This is a genomic window from Arthrobacter sp. TmtSoilC51, assembly GCF_055388015.1.
This window is the reverse complement of sequence record NZ_AP035877.1, coordinates 2193467-2217428: the sequence shown is the minus strand read 5'-3', so window position 1 is coordinate 2217428 and position 23962 is coordinate 2193467. Positions and strand designations below refer to the sequence as shown.

At 59.7% G+C, this 23962-nt stretch carries 22 protein-coding genes; 12 read left to right on the top strand and 10 right to left on the bottom strand.

All coding sequences use genetic code 11. From position 1 onward, the window contains the following. The first annotated feature begins 98 nt into the window (after nt 1-98). From ACZ5G6_RS10130 to ACZ5G6_RS10120, 3 genes are all read left to right on the top strand, one after another. Entirely contained in the window at nt 99-491 is a 393-nt protein-coding gene (locus ACZ5G6_RS10130) for a hypothetical protein (RefSeq protein WP_498691184.1), read from the top strand. A gap of 127 nt (nt 492-618) precedes the next feature. Further along, nucleotides 619-2355 (top strand): thiamine pyrophosphate-dependent enzyme, encoded by a 1737-nt coding sequence (locus ACZ5G6_RS10125; RefSeq protein WP_498691183.1) that lies wholly within the window; start codon nt 619-621, stop codon nt 2353-2355. 87 nt (nt 2356-2442) lie between these two features. Beyond that, a complete protein-coding gene (locus tag ACZ5G6_RS10120) occupies nt 2443-3924 on the top strand; it encodes an NAD-dependent succinate-semialdehyde dehydrogenase (protein ID WP_498691182.1) in 1482 nt (493 codons plus the stop codon). 50 nt (nt 3925-3974) lie between these two features. Here the strand turns inward: ACZ5G6_RS10120 and ACZ5G6_RS10115 are convergent, their stop codons facing one another. From ACZ5G6_RS10115 to ACZ5G6_RS10085, 7 genes are all read right to left on the bottom strand, one after another. Further along, the gene (locus ACZ5G6_RS10115) at nt 3975-4853 is read right to left on the bottom strand and encodes an aldo/keto reductase (protein WP_498691180.1); all 879 of its coding nucleotides are present in this window, start codon (nt 4851-4853) and stop codon (nt 3975-3977) included. A gap of 46 nt (nt 4854-4899) precedes the next feature. Continuing rightward, nucleotides 4900-5640, bottom strand: coding sequence for an SDR family NAD(P)-dependent oxidoreductase (locus ACZ5G6_RS10110; RefSeq protein ID WP_498691178.1), 741 nt, complete (start codon nt 5638-5640; stop codon nt 4900-4902). Nucleotides 5641-5805: 165 nt separating this feature from the next. Continuing rightward, nucleotides 5806-6639 (bottom strand): ABC transporter ATP-binding protein, encoded by an 834-nt coding sequence (locus tag ACZ5G6_RS10105; RefSeq protein ID WP_498691175.1) that lies wholly within the window; start codon nt 6637-6639, stop codon nt 5806-5808. Nucleotides 6640-6693: 54 nt separating this feature from the next. Then, nucleotides 6694-7710 (bottom strand): ABC transporter substrate-binding protein, encoded by a 1017-nt coding sequence (locus ACZ5G6_RS10100; RefSeq protein ID WP_498691174.1) that lies wholly within the window; start codon nt 7708-7710, stop codon nt 6694-6696. A gap of 57 nt (nt 7711-7767) precedes the next feature. Beyond that, a complete protein-coding gene (locus ACZ5G6_RS10095) occupies nt 7768-8622 on the bottom strand; it encodes an ABC transporter permease (RefSeq protein ID WP_498691172.1) in 855 nt (284 codons plus the stop codon). 187 nt (nt 8623-8809) lie between these two features. Next, on the bottom strand, nt 8810-10327 hold the full coding sequence (locus ACZ5G6_RS10090) for an aldehyde dehydrogenase family protein (RefSeq protein ID WP_498691169.1): 1518 nt from the start codon (nt 10325-10327) through the stop codon (nt 8810-8812). Nucleotides 10328-10368: 41 nt separating this feature from the next. Then, nucleotides 10369-10503, bottom strand: a complete 135-nt coding sequence (locus ACZ5G6_RS10085; protein WP_498691167.1) for a hypothetical protein — start codon at nt 10501-10503, stop codon at nt 10369-10371. A 300-nt stretch (nt 10504-10803) separates the two neighbouring features. Between ACZ5G6_RS10085 and ACZ5G6_RS10080 the strand changes: the two genes are divergently transcribed. Next, nucleotides 10804-11499: an IclR family transcriptional regulator gene (locus ACZ5G6_RS10080; RefSeq protein WP_498691166.1), complete on the top strand. Its 696-nt coding sequence runs from the start codon at nt 10804-10806 to the stop codon at nt 11497-11499. A 136-nt stretch (nt 11500-11635) separates the two neighbouring features. On the opposite strand, the gene ACZ5G6_RS10075 is transcribed toward ACZ5G6_RS10080, so the two are convergent. Next, nucleotides 11636-12610 (bottom strand): IS481 family transposase, encoded by a 975-nt coding sequence (locus ACZ5G6_RS10075; RefSeq protein WP_223936064.1) that lies wholly within the window; start codon nt 12608-12610, stop codon nt 11636-11638. A 271-nt stretch (nt 12611-12881) separates the two neighbouring features. Between ACZ5G6_RS10075 and ACZ5G6_RS10070 the strand changes: the two genes are divergently transcribed. Genes ACZ5G6_RS10070 through ACZ5G6_RS10045 form a run of 6 tightly spaced genes read left to right on the top strand, consistent with a single transcriptional unit; the run spans nt 12882 to nt 18425 of the window. Beyond that, nucleotides 12882-13706: an SDR family NAD(P)-dependent oxidoreductase gene (locus tag ACZ5G6_RS10070; RefSeq protein WP_498691165.1), complete on the top strand. Its 825-nt coding sequence runs from the start codon at nt 12882-12884 to the stop codon at nt 13704-13706. 35 nt (nt 13707-13741) lie between these two features. After that, nucleotides 13742-15193: an aldehyde dehydrogenase family protein gene (locus ACZ5G6_RS10065; RefSeq protein ID WP_498691164.1), complete on the top strand. Its 1452-nt coding sequence runs from the start codon at nt 13742-13744 to the stop codon at nt 15191-15193. Nucleotides 15194-15223: 30 nt separating this feature from the next. Next, nucleotides 15224-16015 carry an HpcH/HpaI aldolase family protein gene (locus ACZ5G6_RS10060; RefSeq protein ID WP_498691162.1) on the top strand — a complete coding sequence of 264 codons (792 nt, stop codon included), beginning with the start codon at nt 15224-15226 and terminating at the stop codon, nt 16013-16015. A gap of 21 nt (nt 16016-16036) precedes the next feature. Then, nucleotides 16037-17026 carry a ketopantoate reductase family protein gene (locus tag ACZ5G6_RS10055; protein WP_498691161.1) on the top strand — a complete coding sequence of 330 codons (990 nt, stop codon included), beginning with the start codon at nt 16037-16039 and terminating at the stop codon, nt 17024-17026. A 35-nt stretch (nt 17027-17061) separates the two neighbouring features. Next, nucleotides 17062-17232 (top strand): hypothetical protein, encoded by a 171-nt coding sequence (locus tag ACZ5G6_RS10050; RefSeq protein ID WP_498691160.1) that lies wholly within the window; start codon nt 17062-17064, stop codon nt 17230-17232. Nucleotides 17233-17270: 38 nt separating this feature from the next. Continuing rightward, complete coding sequence (locus ACZ5G6_RS10045; protein WP_498691158.1) at nt 17271-18425, top strand: MFS transporter; 1155 nt, start codon at nt 17271-17273, stop codon at nt 18423-18425. A 12-nt stretch (nt 18426-18437) separates the two neighbouring features. On the opposite strand, the gene ACZ5G6_RS10040 is transcribed toward ACZ5G6_RS10045, so the two are convergent. Next, nucleotides 18438-19316, bottom strand: coding sequence for a helix-turn-helix transcriptional regulator (locus ACZ5G6_RS10040; protein WP_498691156.1), 879 nt, complete (start codon nt 19314-19316; stop codon nt 18438-18440). 137 nt (nt 19317-19453) lie between these two features. Between ACZ5G6_RS10040 and ACZ5G6_RS10035 the strand changes: the two genes are divergently transcribed. Together ACZ5G6_RS10035 and ACZ5G6_RS10030 are read left to right on the top strand one after the other, a co-directional pair. Then, a complete protein-coding gene (locus ACZ5G6_RS10035) occupies nt 19454-20470 on the top strand; it encodes a zinc-dependent alcohol dehydrogenase family protein (protein ID WP_498691155.1) in 1017 nt (338 codons plus the stop codon). 92 nt (nt 20471-20562) lie between these two features. Next, complete coding sequence (locus ACZ5G6_RS10030; protein ID WP_498691152.1) at nt 20563-21228, top strand: SDR family NAD(P)-dependent oxidoreductase; 666 nt, start codon at nt 20563-20565, stop codon at nt 21226-21228. Between the two features lie 174 nt (nt 21229-21402). Here the strand turns inward: ACZ5G6_RS10030 and ACZ5G6_RS10025 are convergent, their stop codons facing one another. Next, complete coding sequence (locus ACZ5G6_RS10025; RefSeq protein ID WP_498691150.1) at nt 21403-23931, bottom strand: ATP-binding cassette domain-containing protein; 2529 nt, start codon at nt 23929-23931, stop codon at nt 21403-21405. Nucleotides 23932-23962 lie beyond the last annotated feature (31 nt).

Genomic DNA, 23962 nt, shown 5'->3' with positions numbered 1-23962 from the left:
TGTGAGGAGTTTCAAGGGCCCAGCACCCGGTCTCCCAACCAAAGGAACCGCTTCAAGTTGACTAGTGACTCCCCGTTACCGGCTGCCAGGAGAAGATCATGAAAGAAACGTGTGATTGCCCAGGGGTTACCCAGCAGTTCGTGGGATCGGCTGTGGTCGTCGGTGCCTCTGTCGGCGCCGCGAGCACGGTCTTGCACCTCCGAACCTTCGCTGGCGATGACATCGACTACCCGCTGGATTCCCTGCCCGATCCCGAAGGGGCCAAGGCCTTGCGCGACTCTGAACTGCGCCCCATCTCGGTCAAGATACGAAACATGGGCCAGCGCTGCAGCGTTATTGCCCTGGCAGCGGATGGCCCTCGAAGCGCAGCCGTTACCCTGAGCACAGCCTTGGCACTCTCTCAGGCAGGCGTGCACGCAGTCGTCGAAGGAGGACTTCGACTGGAATTGCCATGCTCCAGGGCAGAGCGGCTCGCAAGCACGATCTGCTAGGTCACATACGTACCTACCACAAGCCCGGTTAAGAGCGTGAGGCCTGGACCTCCTCTTGCTGCACCGCTATTCGGCCAACGAAACCCACCCGCAGCAGACCTGTCTGCGCCTGATGAGATAAGAATCGATGACAACTCAGCTGAACACCGCGAATGAACCCGGTCGGCCCGTACTCACGAGTCCTCGGCACGAGCCTGCACCTGTTGGCCCCACGACCCCGGAGCCCCATGTTGAGTCAAGGTCGGCCGGCCACGTCATCGTGGACTCCCTGGCCGCACACGGAGTGAAGCGCGTACACATTGTCCCGGGGGAAAGCTTCCTCGATGTCCTGGACGGCCTGCACGATGCCGACATAGAAACGGTCGTGTGCCGACATGAGGGCGGAGCGTCGTACATGGCCGAAGCGGATGGAAAGATGCACCAACTGCCTGGCGTTGCCATGGTAACCCGCGGGCCAGGGGCCGCTAACGCTCATGTCGGCCTACATACGGCCTGGCAGGACTCGACTCCCATGGTGTTGTTCGTAGGTCTGATTCCGTTCGCCCACAGAGACCGTGAAGCATTCCAGGAGTTCGACGTCAAAGCATGGTTCGATACGGGAGCCAAACGGGTGATGATTCTTGACCACGCGGAGCGCGCGTCCGAGATTGTAGCCGAGGCATTCTTCGCTGCCATGAGCGGCCGCCCCGGTCCCGTCGTCATCGGCCTCCCCGAAGACGTCATCCGCCAGCAAGTACCGTCCACCCTGCATCCGCCAATCCCAGTCGCCGCTGGCGGTATGACAATTGCAGATTCACAGGCTCTGGCCGAAGCCTTGGCCGCCTCAGACAAACCCCTGTTCGTCACTGGCGGCAATGACTGGACGCAAGAGGGCGCAACCCAATTGACCGGCTGGCTGGAGAAGCACCACATCCCGGCAGCAGCCGAATGGCGGACGGAAGGAACGGTCCCGTTCAGCTCCCCTTCCTACGTCGGGCCGATCGGTTACGGCCGCCCCCGCCCCACCTATGACTTGCTCGAAGAGACCGACCTGCTTGTTTTCGTCGGAACTGTGCCAGGCGACGTCATCACTGACGGCTTCCTTTGCCGCCAGGATTGGAACAAGAAGAATTTCCTGGTAACTATCGATCCCTCCTTGCGGGGCCGCTCAGGCCCTGTCTCCTACCAGATTGTGGCAAAACCGGATGTATTCATCCGGGACCTCGTCAGACTGGACTTGCCGGTCAAAGACGAATGGAGGAAATGGACGGCCCAGATGCGGCAGGAGCAGGACACCTTCGCCGCCTTGCCCTCAACCGTTCCTTCCAAAGGTCGGGCCCGGATGGACACTTTGATTGCAAACCTTGTTCCGACTCTTCCTGACGATGCAATGGTGACCCTTGGAGCCGGCGAGCACACCAACTGGGCCCACAGGTACTTCCCGACCCAGAAATATGCTTCCATGATCAGCGCCAGGAACGGCTCCATGGGATATTCCATCCCGTCAGCGATTGCGGCCTCACTGGCCTATCCGGGTCGCAGGATCGTGACCATCGCAGGCGATGGAGAGTTCCTCATGAATGGCCAGGAACTGGCCACAGCGGTTCAGTACGGCGCCACTCCACTCGTGGTCGTGATGGACAACCAGGAGTACGGAACAATTCGCACTCACCAGGAGCGCCATTACCCTTCCCGGGTTTCCGGAACTCAGCTGAAGAATCCGGACTTTGCGATGATGGCACGCGCTTTCGGTGGATTCGGAGTGAAAGTTGAGAACGACAGCGACGTCCCGGCCGCCCTGGAAGCCGCAATAACAGCCATCGACGAGCAAGGAACTTTCGCTTTGATCCACCTTGTCGTTGAACAAGGCGTCAAGGCCTACTAGGCCCTGACCTCGCCACAACTCCAAATCGCCGGGCCCATAACCTATGACATGGCCCGCTCGACTTCACAGCGCAGAAAGAGAGAACCCATGTCCGCTCAGACACTTGTCGAACTCGCCCTCTTGGATTCCGTGCCCTCTGGTGTCCTGATCAACGGGCACTGGCGCCCTGCTCTCACCGGCAATACCTTCGACGTGGAGGACCCAGCCACCGGCAAGGTCCTGATGAGCATCGCCGATGCCTCCCCTGAAGACGCCATGGCCGCCCTGGACGCCGCCTCGGCCGCTCAGCAGGACTGGGCTGCCGTGCCGGCCAGGGAACGTGGTGAAATCCTGCGCCGCGCGTTTGAGCTGGTGGATAAACGGACTGATGATTTCGCTCTGCTCATGACCATGGAAATGGGCAAGCCACTGGCGGAGGCACGCGGCGAGGTAGCTTACGCCGCCGAATTTCTCCGCTGGTTCTCTGAAGAAGCAGTGAGGACTTTTGGCCGCTATTCGGTGTCCCCCGAAGGCAAGAGTCGACTTCTGGTGCAGAAGAAGCCGGTGGGTCCGTGCCTGTTGATCACCCCTTGGAACTTTCCACTGGCCATGGCTACCCGCAAGATCGGCCCCGCAATCGCGGCAGGCTGCACGATGGTGTTGAAGCCGGCCAGGCTGACGCCATTGACCTCAATGCTCTTCGCGGCAACCATGCAAGAAGCCGGACTGCCGGGAGGTGTACTGAATGTCATTCCGTCCACCAGCGCCGGTGCGACGACCGGCCCCCTGATCCGGGACCCACGTCTGCGTAAGCTGTCCTTCACTGGCTCCACTGAGGTGGGGAGGCGTCTCCTGGCCGATGCCGCAGGAACGGTGCTGCGCACCTCAATGGAGCTCGGCGGGAACGCTCCATTCCTCGTCTTCGAGGACGCTGACGTAGATGCCGCCGTCGAAGGGGCGCTCCTGGCTAAACTTCGAAACATGGGCGAGGCTTGCACGGCCGCCAATCGATTCATCGTGCACGAATCCGTGGTCAACGAATTCGCTAAGAAGTTTGCTGCGAGGATGTCCACGATGACCACGGGGCGTGGAACCGAAGAATCGTCCAAGGTGGGCCCGCTGATCGACGCCAAGAGCAGGGACAAAGTCCACGACCTTGTATCCGACGCGGTCGCTTCCGGCGCGACTCCCGTCTTGGGCGGCGCTGCCATTGACGGCCCGGGCTATTTCTACCAGCCCACTATCCTCACCGGAGTCCGCGATGGCGCACGGATTTTGACAGAGGAGATCTTTGGTCCTGTTGCACCTATCGTTACCTTTGGCAGCGAAGACGAAGCCGTCCGACTGGCCAATGACACCGAGTATGGGCTGGTCGCCTACGTCTTCACGAAAGATCTGAACCGCGGGCTGAGGATGGGTGAGCGCCTGGAGACAGGCATGCTCGGGCTGAATGCCGGCGTCGTGTCCAACGCAGCGGCACCATTTGGTGGGGTCAAGCAATCCGGGCTGGGTCGTGAAGGAGGCCTTGAAGGCATAGAGGAATACCTGTATACGCAGTACATCGGAATCAACGATCCCTACGCATCCTGAAAATGCAGGGCAGCCCTCCGTGCGGAGGGCTGCCCTGCCGGGTTGATCACCTAAGCTGCACGTGCCTCACCTGAGTCAAGCAGCTGTATATCGTCCTGGCTGAGCTCAAGCTCAGCCGCCGTAGCTGAGTCAAAGATAGACTCGGGCCGTGAAGCTCCCGGCAAGGGAATCACGACCTCTGACTTCGCCATCTCCCACGCCAAAGCCACTACCTGCGGCGATACACCGAGGCGCTGCCCCACAGCACCAAACCCGCCGTGCAGCCAACCTAACTTCGGAGCGGACGAAATGCCTCCCAGTGGACTCCACGGCATAAAGGCAACGCCGAGTTCCGCGCAAAGTCTCAATTCCTCTTCGCTGGAACGAAATCTTGGCGAAAACTGATTCTGGACGGATGCGAGTCTTCCGGTCAACACCATGTTTGCTTCTTTGATCTGGTGGACGTTCACATTCGATATGCCCGCCATCCGTATCACCCCCTCGTCCAGGAGTTCAGCTAAGGCGCCGATCGACTCTGCATAAGGTACTCCGGGATCCGGTCGGTGATATTGATACAGATCGATTGAATCGACGCCGAGCCGCCACGCTGAGGCCTTGGCTGCCTCTTTGAGGTACGCAGGGTCACCGTTTAGGGCCCAGGGGCCCTCAGCCGGTCGCAGGTGGCCTCCCTTGGTCGCGACGATCACATGAGATGTATCGCCAGGGTACGTACGCAGTGCTTCCCCAATGAGCGCTTCACTATGCCCAACTTCATCCCGTCCCGCCAGATGATACGCGTCGGCCGTGTCAATCAGGCTTACTCCCACCTCGATGGCAGCATGGACTGTGGCGATGGACCGTTGCCTCTCTGGTCGTCCCTCAATCGACATTGGCATGGCCCCGAGCCCGATGGCACTGACGCTGAAGTGTCCGATTTTGCGTTGCTTCATTTGATCTTTCCCTTCCTTTTGAGTCCTCGACAGCCCGGGACTGGACCTAATGAAAGGTCCGCCCCCCATCTGTTGCCAAGGTGGCTCCAGTTACGTACGAAGATTCCTGACTCGTCAAAAATAGAATCGAATGAGCTATTTCCAGTGGGTCTGCCAGACGGTTGAGCGCGTAGTTTCCGACGTTGCCTCTGTGACCGTCGGCCATGGCCGTGTCCACCATGCCCGGACAAATCGTGTTGACGCGGACTTTGGGAGCCAGTTCCGCGGCGAACGCCTTCGTGAGGGCTATGACCCCACCCTTGGACGCCGCGTAGGCGGTATAACCAGGAGAGTTGGGCAGCAGGCCTGCCGCCGAAGCGATGGTGACTACCGTCGCCGACGGCTCACGAAGCAACCAAGGAACACAACCGCGAACGACGTTGTATGTGCCGGTGAGATTGACGTCAATTACCCGGCGCCAGTCCTGGGCCGCGACATCCGCCGCAAGTCCGCGGAACATGATCCCGGCAGCATTCACCACGCCGTCGATGCCGCCAAAGCTGGCGGCAGCTTCTTCGATCGTTCCGCCCACTGCTTCATCGTCCGTGATGTCCACCGGGAATGACCAACCGCCAATTTCGTCCACGACAGCCTGGAGTTTGCCTTTGTCACGGTCGACGAGACCGACAGTTGCCCCCTCGCGGAGGAAAAGTGCGGCTGTGCTCCGTCCAATGCCGGAGGCCGCACCGGTGACCAGAATTCTTCTCCCGATCAGCCGCTGCGAAGGTTGTTCTGAAGAGTTTTTCATTCCGTTGCCTCTTTGGATTCTTGTCCGGGGATGGATGACACGTTCACGGCTGCTGTACTTCTGTGAACCGTCTGGCTTGATGGCCCTGAATGGTCGATAGACGTCTGCGTAGTGGCCCGGCGCCCGTTGTTGGTCACGGGAGCCGGGCAACACGGTGCCGAGTCGCTATTGCTTGACGCGATTGGGAATTTCGATCCCGTGGAGGACACCCATGCGTTCGAAATGACCGTAAATTCGATCTACATACGTACCGAAATCCGGGGACTCCGCCAAGGCAAGTGGGCGTGGCCGAGGCAGGTCCACCCTAATCTCGTCTACCACTTCACCCGGGCTCGGGCTCATGACGAAGATGCGATCTGAGAGCCCGACCGCTTCCTCGACGCTGTGGGTAATGAACAGAACCGTTGGCCTGTTCCGCAACCAGAGTGCCTCAAGATCTGCCCTGACCTGGAGCCGGGTGAGCGCATCAAGTGCGCCGAAGGGCTCATCGAGCAGGAGTACTGATGGTTCGTGGACGATTGTTCGAATCAGCGAAACCCGTTGTCTCATGCCACCCGAGAGTTGGCGTGGGTACTTGTCCATGGCCTTCTCCAAGTGAAGCTGCTTGAAAAGGTCCGTTGCGCGGGCCCGCAGGGCCTTCTTGTCGAGGCCCCGTATGTCCGCCTGAATAAGGACATTATCCATGGCGCTGCGAAAGTCGAGCAGCAGGTGATCCTGGAAAGCAATGCCTATATCGGTGAAGGGTTTGCTGACGGTTGTACCTCCGACCATAATGTTGCCCTCGGTACGGGCAAGGAGACCGGCCACCATGAGCATGAGGGTACTTTTGCCGCAACCAGAGGGCCCAACAATTGAGATGAACTCCCCGGGCTTGATGTCCATGGACACAGGCTTGAGGGCCTCGAAAGACTTGCCCGATGGACTCGTAAAGGTCTTAGCGACGTCGTCGATCGAGATTGGTAGGCCTGCCGCTTCGGCTTGTCGACTTCTGTCAGTCAATGGGTATCCTTTCTTGGGTCCGTGTGGGCACGGACCCTTAGCATCGGGCTCTGCTTACTTGCAGGAGTGCAATTCGGATGCCGGTGGCAGGAAATCGTAGGAGACTGATTTCGCAGTGTCCAAAGGAGCAGGCAAGAGCTTTGCACGCGTCAGCAACTCATTGCTTTGCTGCCAATGTGCCGTCTCCGCCCGGCCGATCACCTCGGCGCCGGCACCGCAGAGCAAAGGAAGGAGGAATTGGAGTTCGGCGCTTACAGTGTTGTCGACTGAGTCAGGCAACAGTTTCTTCACTGCCGCGACGGCCCTTCCAGGGTTGTCTCGGGCGGCCGACCAGCCCTTCAGGCTCGCAGCGACGAACTTCTTGACGGCGTCAGGGTGTTTCGCCGCGAAGCTTTCTGTAGTGAAGATGGAATGGGCCACCGGCGAGACGCCGTAGTCCGCAAACAAGAAGTCCTTGAAATTTGCGTTCTGCTGGGAGAGCGAGACATGCGTGTCCTGTCCACCGACAATCGCGTCGACATTTCCCTGCAGCAGCGCTGCGGGCATGGAGGCGAATGGAACGTTGGAAATGGTGACATCGCTTTCCGAGAGGCCGTTTGCTTGTAGGAACACCGGGAACAGGAAGGCATGGGCGCTGCCTTGCGGAACAGCAACCGTCTTGCCCTTGAGATCCTGAACTGAATTTATCCGCGACGACTCGAGTACTTGCATAGCGATGTTGGTCACCTGGTTCACGGTGGCGACGATGACAAGCGGGGCGCCTTTCTCAATCTGCTGGCTGATGGGTACCGCGTCCGCGACACCAATGTCAGATTGGCCATTGGCAACGAGCTGGACGGCGGTTCCCGAGCCCGTCCCCTGCTCGATCTTCGTGTCAATGCCGGCTTCCTTGTACATGCCTTCGGTCTCGGCCACAGCGAATCCCGCTGTGGAAGCAGACCACGACCAGTGCATCTGAAAGCGGACCGTGTTCTCCTTACCGGCCGCATCCGTTGAGGAAGCCGAGCAGCCTGAAAGCACGAGTGCAACGGTTGCGGCAGCTACGACCAGTTCTGAAATACGTCTTTGCATACTAAATCCTTTGAAGTGAAGTTTGTCGCACTGGAGGGAGGCAGCTGAAATACGCGGCTACGCTGAGCGTCGCTGCCACGGTGTCATCAGCCATTCAGCGGCCTCGACGAGATAGTTCAGGATCACGCCGATGACGGTAAGTATGACCAGAATGGCAAACATATACTCCGTGTCCATGGCCCCGCTTGCCCGTAGCAGCGCGTAACCGAGGCCGCTGTTCGATCCGAGGAACTCGGCGACCAAGGCGCCGGTAATTGCGATGGTCGCCGATGTCTTAATTCCTGAGAAAATCACCGGAAGGGCTGCGGGGAAACGGAGAGACCAAAACGTCTGCCAACTGCTGGCACCCATCGAACGCGTCAGATACAGAAGTCTGTCATCGAGAATCTTGAAGCCGCTAATACTTGCCATCAGCAATGGGAAGAAGGTGATTAGGACGACTAGGGCAACCTTGGTGTCGAGGCTGAAACCAAGCCACACCAGAAGCAGCGGTGCCACTGCAATCTTCGGCACGAGCTGGAGAACGATAACCGGCGGGTAAAGCAGCTGCTTTGCCGTCCTCGAAAGGGCTATGACCAAGCCCAAGGGTATTCCGATCAGGATGCTGAGCAGCAGTCCGATGATCAGGACAACCAGGGTCGATTGGGTATGATTCCACAGACTGCCGGCATCTGTAAAGAGCCGTTCGAAGACTGCAAGAGGGCCGGGAAGAAGGTAGGCGGGAACTTTAAACAGTTGAACTGCGCCCGCCCATCCAGCCAGGATCGCCAGAAACACCATGGGTGGCAAGGACGACCAGGCAAGGGAGCCGATTCTGCGTCGAACTGGTGATGAATTCCGTGTATCGGGACTCGTTCTTTTCGGCTGCCGCACGGCGACCGGAGTAGGAACTGTTGGCCTGGTGTCGGTCATTGAGGTCTTATTCTGCATGAACCTTCTCTTCGTTGAGCGGAGCTGTAAGGCGCCGCCCGATTCGTTGCCCACACTTACCAACGAATCGGGCGATGCAAATTACGGACTGTCCAGTGGTAGGCGATCCTCAATTGACGTCACGGTTTGGGTCGTACCTCCGGATGGATGAGGAACACTAACGTTTCAGTTAGTCGGCGTACGGCAGGTCGCGTTCGGGGCTCAGGTCCCAAACCACGGCTTTGCGGCGGGTGTACATGGCGACGGAGTCGAAACCGTTTTCTTTGCCGAAACCGCTCTGCTTCATTCCTCCGAATGGCACCGTGGGGTGGAACGAACGGTACGTGTTGATCCAGACCGTTCCAGCGATGAGTTCCTTGGAGAGGTGTTGGATGGTGCGTGCGTCATTGCCCCAAATTTGGGCGCTAAGCCCGAATTCCGAGGCGTTGGCCCGCGCGATGACTTCGTCGGTGTCGGCGTACGACAGAACGCTTGCCATCGGGCCAAAGGCTTCGTTGCGCGCTGCTGGGTTGTCATCGGCAACTTCTGCCAGGACTGTTGGCTGGTAGAATGCGCCGTTCTCCAGTTCGCCTTCTTCTGCCGGTCCGCCGCCGGACAGGGCTACCGCACCGGCCTGAATAGCGCTTTTGACCAAGGCGTCGACCCGGGAACGATGCTGGCGGTTGATAAGCGTTCCCATCTGTGAGGATTCCTTCGTCGGCAACCCAACGCGCACCGTTTGTGCCTTTCGCCCAAGCCGGTCAGAGACCTCGGAGTACATCGAAGCCGGGACGAAGATCCGGGATCCGGTCACGCAGCTTTGGCCGCTCTTGGCGAAGTTCGAATGCAGCAGCGACGGAATCGCGATGTCTAAGTCCGCGTCCGGAAGAAGAATCGCGGGGCTCTTGCCACCCAATTCCAAGAACGTTGGAACGATGTTTCTCGCCGATTGTTTGATGATTGCCCGCCCGGAGCCCGGACCACCTGTGAACGCGATCATCCCAATGTCGGGGTGTTCGGTCAGCAGAGGCCCGACCTTTTCTCCTCGGCCGGTCACCACGCTGACCACGCCAGCCGGAAGGCCCGCCTCAAGCGCCAACTCGATCATCCGATAGTTCAGAAGCGGTGCTACTTCCGGGGCTTTGATGACGATGCAGTTGCCGGCGACAAGCGCGGGACCTGCCTTCAGCGCCACGAAGTTCGCGTTTCCGTTGTAGGGGCTAACGCCGGCAACGACGCCGAACGGCTCATCAATGCCGTAGGACAGCCGGTCGGGTAGTTGGGCAAACGTACGTCCTTCCAGCTTGTCGGCCAGTCCTGCGTAGTAGCGCAGCACCCGTGCACTGTTGTCGATGTCCGCCAGAGCCTCGCGACGGAGATGACCCACATCGGCAACCTCAATGTCAGCCAGTTCTTCGCGGTGGGCGGCAATAGTGTCTGCCCAAGCGGTAAGCATCCTCGCGCGGACCTCGGGTGCGGTCCGACGCCACACCCGCTCGTATACCCGTTTTGCGCCGGCGACTACGGCGTCAATCTCCGCCGGGCCGGCTTCAACGATAGTGCCGATGAAGGCCCCCGTAGCAGGGTTGAGAATCTCCATCTCGAAACCGGCTGGCGGAACAGTGACCCCTTCGCTTGAGATGAGCCCAATCCGGCGACCACCCGTGGCGCTCTCGGCCGTAAATGTCTCTGGCAATTTCGTCTTCATTTGGCGATCTCCTTGAGGGAACGTTCCCTGGCCTAGCTCTGTCAGACCTGGGTGGCCTCGGATTGATTGATGAGGCCGCGGGCCGTCGCACGGAGCACGTCGAACCGCACCATGGGTCCAGCAAGCACGTCTTCATTGATGGACCCGCTAAGGACCGGGGTAACATCCCAAGTCATTTTCTTATGTAAAAGAGAGTTCCATATATGAATTACGTAGTCAACAGCCCATCCAGGTCGACATCCGATCGGGCACTTCTTGAGTCATATCCCAAAATATAGGATTTTGTAAGAGATCGAGCTATGATAGCCGCTACTGTAACGCGTGAGGACTGAGGGTCCGCCGCGGGAATTGCGAGGTGCGGTGATGGATAGGCAGAGAACTCCTGAAGGACTTATCGAGGCTGCAGACGCTCACGATGGCCTAGGCAGTCTGGGCAGGATGATGCACATCCTGGAGCTATTCAGCGCGTCGGTCCCGTGTGGTCGACGGCTGAGCTGATCGAGGCACTCGACACCTCCCGGTCCACCGGCTACCGCTACATCAAAACCCTGCACGACGCCGGACTACTCACCACAGTCCGCAACGGCTACTACAGCCTCGGGCCCCGCATCATCGAAATGGACCTCCAGATCCGCCAGACCGACCCCCTGCTGCTAGCCAGCCACGGCGTCCTGGAAGACCTCGTCGAAAACGTCGGACACTCCGCACTGCTGCTGACCGCCTTCAGAGACTCCGTCCTGTGCATCGGCGAATCCCGCGCCCCCAACAGCCCCGCAAACCGCTTCAGCCGCGGACAACGCCGCCCCATGCTCCAAGGAGCAGGCCCAAAGGTCATCCTCGCCCACCTCCCCCACCACCGCCTCAAAGCGATCTACCCCCGCCACACCGAGGAAATCGAAAAAGCAGGCCTGGGCTCCACCTGGAGCGAGTTCCGCAAAGCACTCGGGGAAATCAAAAAAGACGGATACCTGCTCACCCGCGGCGAATTCAACCCCGGAGTCTACGGCGTCGCCGCCCCCATCCTCACCGACCAAAAAACATCAATCGGCAGCGTAGGCGTCGCCTGGGACGAACACATCCGCGACATCAACATCGTCCAAGCCATCGAAGCCGTCAAAAAAGCAGCCACCACCATCTCCGACCGCCTCACAGACAAACAAAACAACTCCTAAGCCTTCGGCGCATCGGCGCATCGGCGTCAGGACGCACCCCAAGGCATCTGGAGGCGGCAGCTCATGTGGCTAATTTCGACAACCGACAACCTTCGCCGACTTCCCCGGACGGCGCGCATCGGGCGGCTAGGTGTACTCAGTCAGTAGGTTGTTTGCACCTGCTGATGGGTGGTTTGCCTCCGAGGCTGCCGTGCGGCCGGTGGTTGTTGTAGAAGTCTAGCCATGGCTGCAGGGCGTCTGTCCGGGCCTGGTTGGAAGTGAATGGTTGCCGGTAGGCCCAGCCTTCTTGAAGGGTGCGGTTGAAGCGTTCTGCTTTGCCGTTCTGCCAGGGATGGCGGGGTTTGATCAGGACGTGCTTGGCGCCCAGTGCAGCGAGTGCGTCCTGGAAATCTTTCGATAACCGGTAGGCAAAGGCGTTGTCGGTCATGACCCGTCTGACTGGCGCGCCGTTGGCTGCCATGGCCGCTGCGGCCCGGGTGAGGAACCCTGCGCAGGTCGGGCCTTTCTCGTCGGGCAGGACCTCGGCGTAGGCCAGACGAGTGTGGTCATCGACGGCCACGTGGACGTAGTCGAAACCGACCCTTGTATGGCCTGTTGAGTGGTTGCGGGCGGATTGGTTCGGGTCTGCCCGCCAGCCTCCGCCGTCGGGAATCCGGCCTAGTTTCTTGACGTCGATGTGGATCATGTCTCCGGGAGCGTCGCGCTCGTACCGGCGGTCCGTGGCACGGGATGCCCGGATCCGTTCCCCGGTCACCGGGTCCAGGTCCCACAGCCGGGGCATGCCCGCGCGGGTCAGAATCCGGGAGACCGTCCGGGCGCTCGTCCCGCACCGGGCTGCCAGGCCCGCTGGCCCTTCGCGGTGCTTCACGCGCTGGGTCAGGACATCGGCAACCAGCGCAGCAGAAGTCGCGTGTGGGCACGACCTTGGGCGGGAGCTGCGGTCCTCGAGGCCGGCCCAGCCATGGGTGCGGTACCGGCTGATCCAGCGGTGCGCGCAGGTCCTTGAGATGCCCATTTCTTTGGCCACATGGGCCACGGGACGGCCGGCGAGGACGCGCTCGATAAGGATCCGCCTACCGGTCGGGGTCAAGCGGGCATTACGGTGGGACATGAAGACCTCTTAGTCGTTGGCTGTGTGTGGTAACCACCAACCTAAGAGGTCTTCACCTATTCACGATGTAACCAACGTCCTGACTCAGTACAGCTAGGCGGTTCACGTCCATTATCGGAGTATTGACGGAATCCCATATGACGGGATATTCTCATTCGAGAAGCTAGACTTTAGTAAGCCCATTGGCTGAGGCGCGGATGACTGCGGCTCTCGTGTCTGGGCTTGCCTATATTCCTAAACACCCATCCCGACAAAGCCTCAAGGATCGACTATGACGACGACACCTCAGACCCACGCTCCACTCGATTCCGGCGCGCCGGCGTCTGCCCGGGACTTCAGTGTTGAAGGGCGGGTCGTCATCGTTACGGGCGCCGCTCAAGGCATTGGCCGCGAACTCGCACGTCAGTTCGCGGCCGCCGGTGCCATCTCGGTCGTTGCGGATCTGGACTTTGATAAGGCCGAAACCGTCGTCAAGGAAATCCACGACGCTGGCGGCGTCGGCCTGGCCGTCAAGGTCAACGTTGCTGACGAACACTCCGTCAACGCCATGGTCGACACCGTCATCCAGGCTTGGGGCCGGATCGACGTACTCATCAATAACGCCTCGATCTTCGCGACTCTCGACAAGGTCCCCTTCGACCAGATACCGCTTGCGCAGTGGGACCATGTCCTAAAAGTGAACATTACCGGGACGTACTTGTGTGTCCGGGGGGTCGCGGAGCACATGCGCCAAGCAGGGTTCGGCCGTATCATCAACATCTCGTCTGACGCCGTGACACGAGGGACCGTGAACTACCTTCACTACGTCACATCGAAGTCCGCCGTGATCGGAATGACGAACTCCCTGGCCCGGGAACTGGGCGGCCACGGCATTACAGTCAACTGCATCCGGCCAGGCAGTGTTGCAACCGAAGTCGAGCGCACGGTCAATCCCACAGTCGAGGTCCGTGAACGCGCCCAGGCTTTGCAGTGCATCCCGAGGGGCATGGTTCCCACGGACCTCGTCGGCATCATGTTCTTCCTTGCCACGCCTGCCGCTGCCTTCATCACGGGCCAGACGATCGCCTGCGATGGCGGCTACACCCACAGCAGCTAAATCCAAGACTTACACCGCCACAGGAGAATCCGCTCATGAAGCAGTACCCACACCTGTACATCGATGGCCAATGGATTGATCCGCTCGACCCGCGCGACGTGGAGCTCATCGACCCTACCCGCGAGGAGGCATTCGCTCGGGTTACCTTGGGAAACCGCGCCGACGTCGACCGGGCGGTCGCGGCAGCCAAGAAGGCCTTTGAAAGCTACTCCCGGACTTCCGTGGAAGAGCGCATCGCAATTATCGACCGGATCATCGAGGCCTATGAGTCCCACATCGATGAGTTCTCAGAACTGATCGCCCGCGAGGTCGGGATCCCGGTCAGCAACCGGGCACAAGTCACCGGCCCCATTGAACATATGAAGATCGCCCGCGACGTTCTGCGTGACTACCCCTTCGAAAGCCGTGTCGGAAACGCTGTTGTCCGCCGCGAAGCCATCGGTGTCTGCGCGCTGATCTCCCCGTGGAACTGGCCTATCCAGACCGGAGTCATCAAAACCATCTATGCTCTGGCAGCAGGTTGCACGGTCGTGGCCAAACCCAGCCTCAACTCGGCAGCAAGCGGTACCTTGATGGCGAAGGTTTTCGACGAAGCCAACGTGCCCCCAGGAGTTTTCAACCTCGTGAACGGTGCCGGCCGCGAAATCGGTGACGCCCTTTCCCGGCACCCGGACGTTGACATGATCTCCTTCACCGGGTCAACCACAGCCGGAAGGCAAGTCGGAGAAGCCGCCGCGGACACCGTTAAGCGTGTGTCGCTGGAACTGGGTGGCAAGTCTGCGAATATTGTTCTCCCGGACGCAGATCTTGAAAAGGCTGCCCGATGGAACATTCAGCGTTCGTTCTTCAACGCCGGTCAGTCTTGCCACGCTCCAACCCGGATGCTCGTACACAAAAGCCAGATTGATCAAGTTGTCCCGTTCCTCGTTGATGAGGCACGGACTTTCAGGCTCGGTGACCCGCTGGAGGCCACGACGACCATGGGTCCCGTGGTCAGCGCAGCGCAGTACAAATCGATCCGGGATCTCATTCAATCCGGCATCGACGAAGGAGCACGGTTGGTTACCGGCGGCACTGATCGCCCGGAGGGGCTTGACCACGGCTACTTCATCCAACCCACGGTGTTCACGGATGTCTCGCCCGACATGACAATCGCCCGGGAGGAGATCTTCGGACCTGTCTTGGCAGTTATTCCCTACAACGACGAAGACGACGCCCTTCGCATCGCCAACGATTCCCCCTACGGACTCGGTGGGTACGTCTTCGGTGGTGACCGGGCTTCTGCCCGGCGCGTGGTGAACGGTCTCCGCGCAGGCCGTGTCAGCTTCAACGGCGCCGCAACGGATTCCTACACCCCCATGGGCGGATACAAACAGTCTGGCATCGGACGTTCGATGGGCCGTATCGGACTTGAAGAATACCTGGAAATCAAGTCGGTCTACGGCTTCGGGGACGAAGCCAAGACCCTGCCGGCTCTGTTCGGCTAAGCCACCACGTCGAACAGGAGACGAAAGAATATGAACAACGTAGCAACCCCCGTACTGCGGAACCACGTTAAGGACAAGTTGTCCAAGGGCGAAACGGTGTACTCGATGACTGTGCGCCTGGTCCGGACTGTAGATATTGCATCCATCGCTTACACAGCGGGATTCGACTCCGTCTACATTGACATGGAGCACAGCAGCTTTTCGCTGGAGGACGCCGGGCAGATCTGTATGGCGTGCAACCACCTCGGCGTGACACCACTGGTCCGGGTGCCGGGCCTTGATCCCGCATTCATCGCGCGGGTCATGGACTCGGGGGCCATGGGCATCATCGTTCCCGATGTGGAGTCCGCTGATCAAGCGCGCGCCTTGGTCCGTGCCGTAAAACACGCGCCGTTGGGTTCACGTTCACTTGCCGGCGCCGCGCCCCAGCTCCTCTACAAGGCATACCCGGCCGAGCAGGTTGTCCGCGTACTTGATGAGGCGTCCATGGTCGTGCCGATGATCGAATCGCGTGCGGGACTTGAGGCAGTTGAAGACATCGCTGCGGTAGATGGTGTGGACATGGTCCTCGTCGGAGCAAATGACCTCAGCGTCGAACTCGGTATCGCAGGACAAATGGACCATCCTAAGATCCACGATGCTTTCCTTCGGGTCATCAAAGCATGCCAAGCCAACGGCATTTCGATTGGTATCGGCGGGCTGGGTGGCTGGCCGGATCTCATTCGCCAATACCTGGAACTCGGCGGCGGGTACGTTTCCACAGGAAACGACATCACATTTCTGGGATCTGCTGCAGCCCAGAAGCGCCAGCAATTCGCCTAAGTCAAAGGACAGGAACACCGGATGAGAATCTGCGTATACGGTGCAGGCGCAGTCGGCGGGCACATCGCCGGACGGCTGGCAGCAGCTGGCGAGACTGAGGTTTCGCTGATCGCGCGCGGTAAGCAATTGGCGGCCATCAAGGAACACGGGCTCCGCGTGGAAACCCGGGAAGGACCCCTTCTTTCCCACCCCACGGCCACTGACCGCCCCTCTGATTTGCCAGCACAAGACATCGTCATCGTCGCCGTCAAGGCCCCCGCGCTGCCGTCCATTGCGGAAAGTATTGCTTCGCTGCTCCACGACGACAGCCGGGTCGTGTTTGTGATGAACGGTATCCCCTGGTGGTATTTTTCATCACACGGCGGGCCCTTGGACGGAATCAAGCTTCGACGCCTTGACCCTCTGGGCTCGCTCTGGGACCTCATAGGGCCACAGCAAGTTGTGGGCGCCGTGGCCTACACCGCCTGTACCGTCACGGAGCCAGGGGTGGTCCACGCAGAGAACGCCCGCAACCGGCTGATCATTGGCCGTCCTGACGGGAAAGCAGATGCCACTCTGGAGGCACTGGCTTCGCTTCTGACCCCGAGTGGTTTGGAGGTCACAGTCACCTCGAAGATCCGTGACGCGATCTGGACAAAACTGGTGATGAACCTCATTGGCGGTTCATTGGCTGTCCTCAGCGCATCACCGATGAAGGACGTACTCAGCAAAGCCTCCATTGCCGGCACTGCAAAGTCGATGGCGGACGAAGGTGTAGCCATCGCACATGCTCTTGGGTGCGATCCAGGAGATCCGGAAGAAGGGCTAAAGAAGCTAGCCACGTCAAGCCATTTGCAGAGTATTGCACAGGACTTGTTGGCCGGACGGTCCATGGAAATCGACGGCTTGTTCCGTGTCCCGCTAGACCTCGCCGAGCTTGTTGAAGTCCCCACACCCAATCTGGAGTTTGTGATAGAGCTGGCCACGCAGCGTGCGAGGTCAGCAGGCCTATACGAGGACACCCAAAAATGATCGTGCGAATACCCTCAAAAGGAGACCAGGTTGAAGTGCGTAGACCCGACTGTGTCCGCCGAGGGATTGTCGAAGCCGTTATGGTCGAAGCCGTTATGTACGACAAGTCAGGGTTCTGGCTAGCAGCGGATGGCGCGGAGCCTCGCGTATTTGTATTCCCGGAGGAAATGATCGCCAAGGTGCACATCACCCAAAGCCCGGCGTGAGCGCGTCCTGGCGTGCGGCCCTCAGCCACCACTCAATAGTGACACAGGCTGCTTGGGGTGGGATTCGCCTGATCATCGGATACCGAGCGCTGACGCAGGGGGCGGAACCACTTCAGCTGGGTTTGCTCGCGTCGAGTTTCGCGCTGCCGGCACTGTTGTTTGCTCTGACTGCGGGCAGGATCGCTGACAGATGGGGCGGTTCGCGAGTCTTTCTTTGTGGATCCCTGACCGCCGCAGCCGGAACGACTACAGCCTTGGCGACTGAGGGCCTGCCACTCCTGCTCATTGCAAGCGCCATCATCGGACTTGGCAACCTCATGGTGATGGTCGGTGAGCAAGCGTTCGTGGCCCACATCAGCAAGGGGAAATCTCCGGAGAGCGCATTTGGAATACTAACCGCAGCCGGGTCTGTCGGCCAGATGATCGGTCCACCCGCCGTCACATTCATAGCGACTACCACTTCAGGTGGCCGGACAGACACCAACTTAGGGCTTCTTGCGTGCCTCGGCTTCAACGCCTTGGCTATCCCCTGCTACTTCCTGCTTCGTCGTACTGACGCTCAGATGAGGTCCGCCAGAGGCCAAGTCGCTTCGAGGGCGAACATAGCTGGCATCCTCAAAGCACCTGGCCTCTGGCGGTCGCTCGTCGTCAGTGGTGCGGTTCTTGTAACCGTGGACCTGATGTTCGTATTCGTTCCTGTGTGGGCCTCGGAGCAACAGGTGAGCGCCGCCGTCGTAGGACTGTTGTTGGCCCTCCGCGCCGGAGTTTCGGTCATTAGCCGACTCGGTCTGACGCGCCTCATCAACCGTTTCGGGCGCAAAGCCATTTTGATGGCTTCCATCGGGGCCGCAGTAGTCTCACTCATAGTTTTGCCTCTTGTCGGTCCGTTGCCCGCCTTCGCCGTCATGATCGGGATGGGCCTGGGCATTGGAATTCCGCAACCCCTGACCATGGCATGGGTAGTGTCCCTGACTGCCGCGGCCAACCACGGCGCAGTCTTAGGACTGCGGATGACGGTCAATCGCCTCGCACAAATCTCACTGCCTGTGGCTGTAGGAGCTTTGGCAGCTCCCCTCGGGGTTCTTGGAATTTTCTGGGCCAACGCCGCCATCTTGGCAGGTGCAATTGCAATTGTCGCTGGGTCCGACGGCGGCCAAAGCAAACAAATCAATCCTGATTCGCAGGAAGATTAGCCCCCGCCGCTTTCACGATCCCTGGAGTGCGGCCTGCACAAGGTTCTCCGTTGCGGCCCAGGATGCCAGAAGCTTGATGGCCTCCTCGGTTGGGCTGCCTGGAACAGCCGGGTACACGGTCAGTGTGTGGCCTGGATTGTCTTCAAGTTCCATTGCTTGGTAGTTCAACTCAAGGAGGCCGACCACGGGATGGTTGAAGAGCTTTGTTCCCGAGTAGTGGCGCCGGACGTTATGCGCGGCCCAGCGTGCGCGGAAGTCGTCGCTTCGCATCGACAGCTCCCCCACAATCGCAGCGATGCCCTTGTCGTGTGGATTCCGCCCACTTTCACGGCGCAGGATCGCTACGTTGACGTTCGCTGCACGTTCCCAATCAGGGTAGAAGTTGTGTGCCCGTGGATCGAGGAAGATGAATCGGGAATGGTTCGCCGGCCTGGTGGGGTTCCGGTACATGTCCGCATACAGCGCGTACCCCAGTGCATTCGCCGCGACTATGTCCATACGGTTGTTGCCAATGAACGCCGGCGCGCCGGTGATGGCGTCAAGCATGTATTGCAGCCCCGGGCTCACCGTGGTTTCCGTTTTGGTGGCCGCGCGCTTTCGCCCACCCGCATTTGCCGTCCTGGCGAGATCGTACAGATGGTCATGCTCTGCCTGATCCATCTGCAGGGCCTGCGCGATGGCATCCAGAACACTGTCCGAAACGCCGCCGAGGTTACCCCTTTCCAGCCGCGTGTAGTAATCAATGCTGACCCCGGCAAGCCGAGCCACTTCCTCCCGTCGAAGTCCGCTGACGCGACGACGGTTGATGCTGGGTTCGAGCCCGGCGCGCTCGGGTGAAATGCGTCCTCGGCGAGACGCAAGGAACTCGCGGACTTCGGCTCGGTTTTCCATGTGGAAATCGTAGGTTGAAAACATTTGCGTCTGGGAGGTTCTGTCATAACCCGTTTAGACAGTACCCTCGCTAACCGTTCCGAGACCCGGTTTCATGTAAGTGGAATACCAGAACTAAAGGAAATGGAGACCTACTTATGCGCGCTACAGTCATCCACGCACCCGGCGACGTGCGGGTGGAAGACCGCGAAAAGCCCGCGATTCAGAAATCCACTGACGCGATCATCAAGATCGTGGCGGCCTGTGTTTGCGGCTCGGATCTTTGGCCGTACCGCGGTGCCGACACCATCGACGAACCCACTCCGATCGGCCACGAATACGTCGGTATCGTTGAGGAGATCGGCGAGGACGTCACGAACATCCAGGTTGGGCAGTTCGTAGTGGGGTCCTTCTTCGCTTCGGACAACACCTGCGAGATCTGCCAGTCCGGTTATCAGTCCGGCTGCATCCACCGCGAAGGCGTCCAAGGTGCACAGGCCGAGTACATGCGTATTCCTTGGGCGGACGGCACCTTGGTTGCAACCCAGGAAACTCCCGACGAAGACAAGGTTGCCTCGCTGCTGGCCGCCTCTGACGTCCTGGGGACCGGTTGGTTCGGCGCCAAGGCCGCGGAAGTAGGCCCCGGGAAGACCGTCGCGGTGGTGGGCGACGGCGCCGTCGGACTCCTCGCCATTCTCGCCGCTAAGCAGATGGGAGCCGAACGCATCATCGCCATGTCCCGCCACGCCTCACGGCAGGCCCTGGCCCGCGAATTCGGCGCCACGGACATCGTCGAAGAACGCGGCGACGACGGCGTCGAGAAGATCAAGGAACTCACCAACGGCCTGGGTGCCCACTCGGTCATCGAGGCCGTCGGCACCCAGGAATCCATGATGCAGGCCATCCGTGCAACGCGCCGCGGTGGTCACGTCGGCTACGTCGGAGTCGCTCACGATGTTGAACTCCCCGGTCTGGAAATGTTCTTCTCCCACGTGCACCTCCATGGCGGACCGGCGCCCGTCCGCGAGTATCTCCCTGAATTGATCGACCTCATCCTAAAGGGCGACATCAATCCGGGGAAGGTCTTCGACCTGGAACTGCCCCTAGACGAGGCCGCCGATGCGTACAAAGCAATGGATGAACGACGGGCCATCAAGGTCCTGCTGCGCCCGTAATGCAACAGCCGGGCCGGACACGGTGTCATCCCGTGTCCGGCCCGGCTTCCGCGCACAATCAGTCTTTTGGACACATGGAAGGACCCAAATCAATGCGCACTATTGCTATTGTTGGCGCCGGCACAGGTCTCGGCCTCGCCGTGGCACGCCGTTTTGGCCGAGAGGGCTTCTCTGTCGCCCTCATTGCCCGCAACTCAGAGCACCTCTCTTCTCTCGAGGCCACACTTGCGGCCGAAGGTATCAAGGCTCGAGGTTTCACTGCGAACGTTCGGGAGGCTGAATCCCTGCGTTCAGCACTTTCGGAGGCTGCGGCGCAGTTCGGCCCCATCGAGGTACTCCAGTACAGCCCGGTTCCGGCCAAAGAGTTCATGCGACCTGTCTTGGAAACCACAGCCGACGACTTGGTCGGGCCCATCGAGTTCTCTATTTTCGGACCGGCAACAGCAGTGCAGCAAGTCCTTCCAGACATGAGAGACATGGGACGGGGAACAATCCTCTTCGTCAACGGAGCCAGCGCCATCCGACCCCGCGGTGCGGTAGCCGGGACCTCCATCGCTTTTGCGGGTGAAAGCGCCTATGGGCAGCTTCTCCATGATGCTTTGGCTCCCGAAGGAATCCACGCAGCGCAACTGATCATCCCCCTCGGGATCGGCGGCGGGGACCCTGCCCATGAACCCACCGCACTCGCTGAAAACCTATGGGATATCCACCTGAATCGAGGACCGTTCCGAACATTTGCGGCTCCCCTTTCTGACTAAGGTCAGTTTGGATGCAAAACCAATGAAGAGTGCCCAGGTAGTTACCTGGGCACTCTTCATGTGACTGACCGTTGCGACGAAGCCATAGTCCTCGGACAACGCTGGCTTCAAAGAATGAGGGTGTTCGGCTTGCTCACGCAGGACGGACACCCTCATTCTGGTTCGAGTCAGCCCCTACTTGCGGGCACGGACTCGCTGGGCGACGGTGTAGCCGGCCACGGCCACCAGCAGGATGACGCCATAAATGACTTGTTCGGTCGCGTTGGGGATGTTGAGCAGAGGCGTGACGTTGTCCAGCAATGAGAGGAACACTGCACCCAGTACAGCTCCAATGAAGGACCCGCGACCTCCTGTCATCACGGCACCGCCGAGGAACACTGCGGCGAACGCGGGAAGGGAATACGTCGCGCCCACTGCGTTGGAGCCGATACCCGTCTGGGATGCCAAAAGCACGCCTCCCACGACGGCGCCAAGAGCTGCAACCAACAGCCCGACGGACCTGATGACCCCGACCCTCCGGCCAATCCTGCGGATAGCTTCAGGGTTGAATCCTGCACCGCGGACGGCCAATCCTGATCGGCTGCGATGGAGCCACAGCTCCAACCCGATCGTCAGAACGACGAGCGCGATGAAGGGAGCAGGCACAAAGGCAATTCCGAGACTTACAGCAGTTCCGAGTTCTGGGGCGATGACGCCCTCCGGTGCCGGACGCAGAATGATCGCGATGCCTTGAACAATTCCCATCGTTGCGATGGTGGCCACCACAGCATTGATCTTCAACCACCCAATCAGCACCGCATTAAATCCACCAATGGCGGCCGCCACCAGCAGGAGCAGTGGGACGGTGGCGAGAAGTGAACCCGCACTAAGATCTGGCAGCGTCATTGACACTAAGACAACGGTCAGACTCATGGTCGACCCAACTGACAGGTCAAAGCCCCGGGACAGCATGGTGAATTGTTGTCCGAGCGCTACGAAGGCCAAGGGCAAGCTGATGATCAGCATGTTGGCGAGGTTTGGCCATGACCAAAAGACTGGCGACTGGCTGCCGGTGTAAGCAGCCACAATGGCCATCAGTATCAGGAGAACGAAGATGGGAAACTGCGAAGAGGCCCGAGCTACAAGCCGCGAAATGAAGCCTGCGTCGCTTGGCACCTGATCAACGTGATTCTCATCAACGCCTGCTGCGCTGACAAAACTTCGGACAATCGCTGTCTCAGTTGTGGGGCCAGTAATTTCTTGAACAACAGTTCCTCGGGACATGACGTATACCCGGTCGCAAAGGCCCGCGAGTTCTGATGAATCCGACGAATTCACTAAAACAGCCATTCCCTCTTCGGCCGCACTCGATAGGACCTTATAGATATCCATGCGTGCCTTGGCGTCAACACCTTGCGTTGGTTCGTCGACAACAAGGACCTTGGGTCGGCGCAGAGCTGGCCTGGCCAGGACAGCCTTTTGCTGATTGCCTCCAGAGAGGCTGCTTATCGGCTGATACGGCGACGCAGCCACGATGCCAAGTTGTTTAGTCACCTTGCTGAATGACTCACGCAGCCGGCCCGGCAGCGCCAGCCCGAAAGGACCACTATCGGCGCCAAGCTGGGCGGTAGCATTTTCCATCACAGACAGGTCGCCGTAGACCGACTCAACCGCACGGTCACCGCTTTGGAAGCTAATGCCAGAATCAAGTGCCGCGGATGGGCCGCCGCGTCCAACGAGTTTGCCCTCAACCAACACCTCACCCGAGGTGCGTTTCTCGCCGATAAGTCCCCGCAGGAAGGCACGCTGCCCGTTGCCCTCAGCGCCTGCAACTCCGACAATTTCGCCTGGGCGCACGGTGATCGAGACAGGTCCATAGCCTTGGCCGGAAAGGTCGCGGACCTCTAACTTATTGCTTTCAGCGGGTAGAGACGCCCTTGTTGGGAACTCAAGATCGGTTGGCGCGCCGACCATTAATTCCACAATGTCATCCACCTGCCAATTCTTTCCACTGTGGGTTCCTTGCATCACTCCGTCGCGCAGAACTGTCAACCTATCAGCCAGACGTCGAACCTCTTCCAAGCGGTGACTGACGTATACGATCGCCACGCCTTCGTCTCGGGACTGCTTGATCAATTCCTCCAGATGCGCCGCATACTGCATATCCAAGGCCGCAGTCGGCTCGTCAAGCATGAGAACCCGAGGTTGATGACTCATCGCCCTGGCCACTTCAAGAAGCTGACGTGCCCCAGGACCGAGTGCGCCGACGAGATCGGTCGGCTTAAACGGAAGGTCGTAGCGGGCGAGTAGTTGGTCCAAGTTCGTCGGTCGCGGCATTCCAACTGCGTTGAATGACAGTGCAATGTTGTCGGCGACGGTCAGTTCCTCAACCAAGGAAGTGTCCTGGTATGCGGTAACCAACCCGAGCTTACGGGCACGCTGGACTGTCCCGCCGGCCAGCGGTTGTCCTCCGATCAGCACTTCCCCTGAATCAGGAGAGAGTACGCCCGAGGCGATCTTAATGAGTGTGGATTTGCCGGAGCCGTTTTCGCCCACCAGAGCATGAACCTCACCGGGGTGGCAGTCAAAGTCAACGTCCGCAAGAGCTTTCACACCGGGGAAAGACTTAGACACACCCGTCAAGACAACAGCTGGCTGGTCGAAGTCAACCCTCTTTCGGACGGGACTGGCATGTGAGGGTCCAAGGTCAACTGTCTCCGACATTGCGGATTCTCCTTTAGTGCTTCGTGCGGAC

Excerpts from the sequence above, each read along its gene's own strand:
- ACZ5G6_RS10130 (WP_498691184.1), top strand. The coding sequence starts at position 99 with ATGAAAGAAACGTGTGATTGCCCAGGGGTTACCCAGCAGTTCGTGGGA.
- ACZ5G6_RS10125 (WP_498691183.1), top strand. The coding sequence starts at position 619 with ATGACAACTCAGCTGAACACCGCGAATGAACCCGGTCGGCCCGTACTC.
- ACZ5G6_RS10120 (WP_498691182.1), top strand. The coding sequence starts at position 2,443 with ATGTCCGCTCAGACACTTGTCGAACTCGCCCTCTTGGATTCCGTGCCC.
- ACZ5G6_RS10115 (WP_498691180.1), bottom strand. The coding sequence starts at position 4,853 with ATGAAGCAACGCAAAATCGGACACTTCAGCGTCAGTGCCATCGGGCTC.
- ACZ5G6_RS10110 (WP_498691178.1), bottom strand. The coding sequence starts at position 5,640 with ATGAAAAACTCTTCAGAACAACCTTCGCAGCGGCTGATCGGGAGAAGA.
- ACZ5G6_RS10100 (WP_498691174.1), bottom strand. The coding sequence starts at position 7,710 with ATGCAAAGACGTATTTCAGAACTGGTCGTAGCTGCCGCAACCGTTGCA.
- ACZ5G6_RS10095 (WP_498691172.1), bottom strand. The coding sequence starts at position 8,622 with ATGACCGACACCAGGCCAACAGTTCCTACTCCGGTCGCCGTGCGGCAG.
- ACZ5G6_RS10090 (WP_498691169.1), bottom strand. The coding sequence starts at position 10,327 with ATGAAGACGAAATTGCCAGAGACATTTACGGCCGAGAGCGCCACGGGT.
- ACZ5G6_RS10085 (WP_498691167.1), bottom strand. The coding sequence starts at position 10,503 with ATGACTTGGGATGTTACCCCGGTCCTTAGCGGGTCCATCAATGAAGAC.
- ACZ5G6_RS10075 (WP_223936064.1), bottom strand. The coding sequence starts at position 12,610 with ATGTCCCACCGTAATGCCCGCTTGACCCCGACCGGTAGGCGGATCCTT.
- ACZ5G6_RS10070 (WP_498691165.1), top strand. The coding sequence starts at position 12,882 with ATGACGACGACACCTCAGACCCACGCTCCACTCGATTCCGGCGCGCCG.
- ACZ5G6_RS10065 (WP_498691164.1), top strand. The coding sequence starts at position 13,742 with ATGAAGCAGTACCCACACCTGTACATCGATGGCCAATGGATTGATCCG.
- ACZ5G6_RS10060 (WP_498691162.1), top strand. The coding sequence starts at position 15,224 with ATGAACAACGTAGCAACCCCCGTACTGCGGAACCACGTTAAGGACAAG.
- ACZ5G6_RS10055 (WP_498691161.1), top strand. The coding sequence starts at position 16,037 with ATGAGAATCTGCGTATACGGTGCAGGCGCAGTCGGCGGGCACATCGCC.
- ACZ5G6_RS10040 (WP_498691156.1), bottom strand. The coding sequence starts at position 19,316 with ATGGAAAACCGAGCCGAAGTCCGCGAGTTCCTTGCGTCTCGCCGAGGA.
- ACZ5G6_RS10035 (WP_498691155.1), top strand. The coding sequence starts at position 19,454 with ATGCGCGCTACAGTCATCCACGCACCCGGCGACGTGCGGGTGGAAGAC.
- ACZ5G6_RS10030 (WP_498691152.1), top strand. The coding sequence starts at position 20,563 with ATGCGCACTATTGCTATTGTTGGCGCCGGCACAGGTCTCGGCCTCGCC.
- ACZ5G6_RS10025 (WP_498691150.1), bottom strand. The coding sequence starts at position 23,931 with ATGTCGGAGACAGTTGACCTTGGACCCTCACATGCCAGTCCCGTCCGA.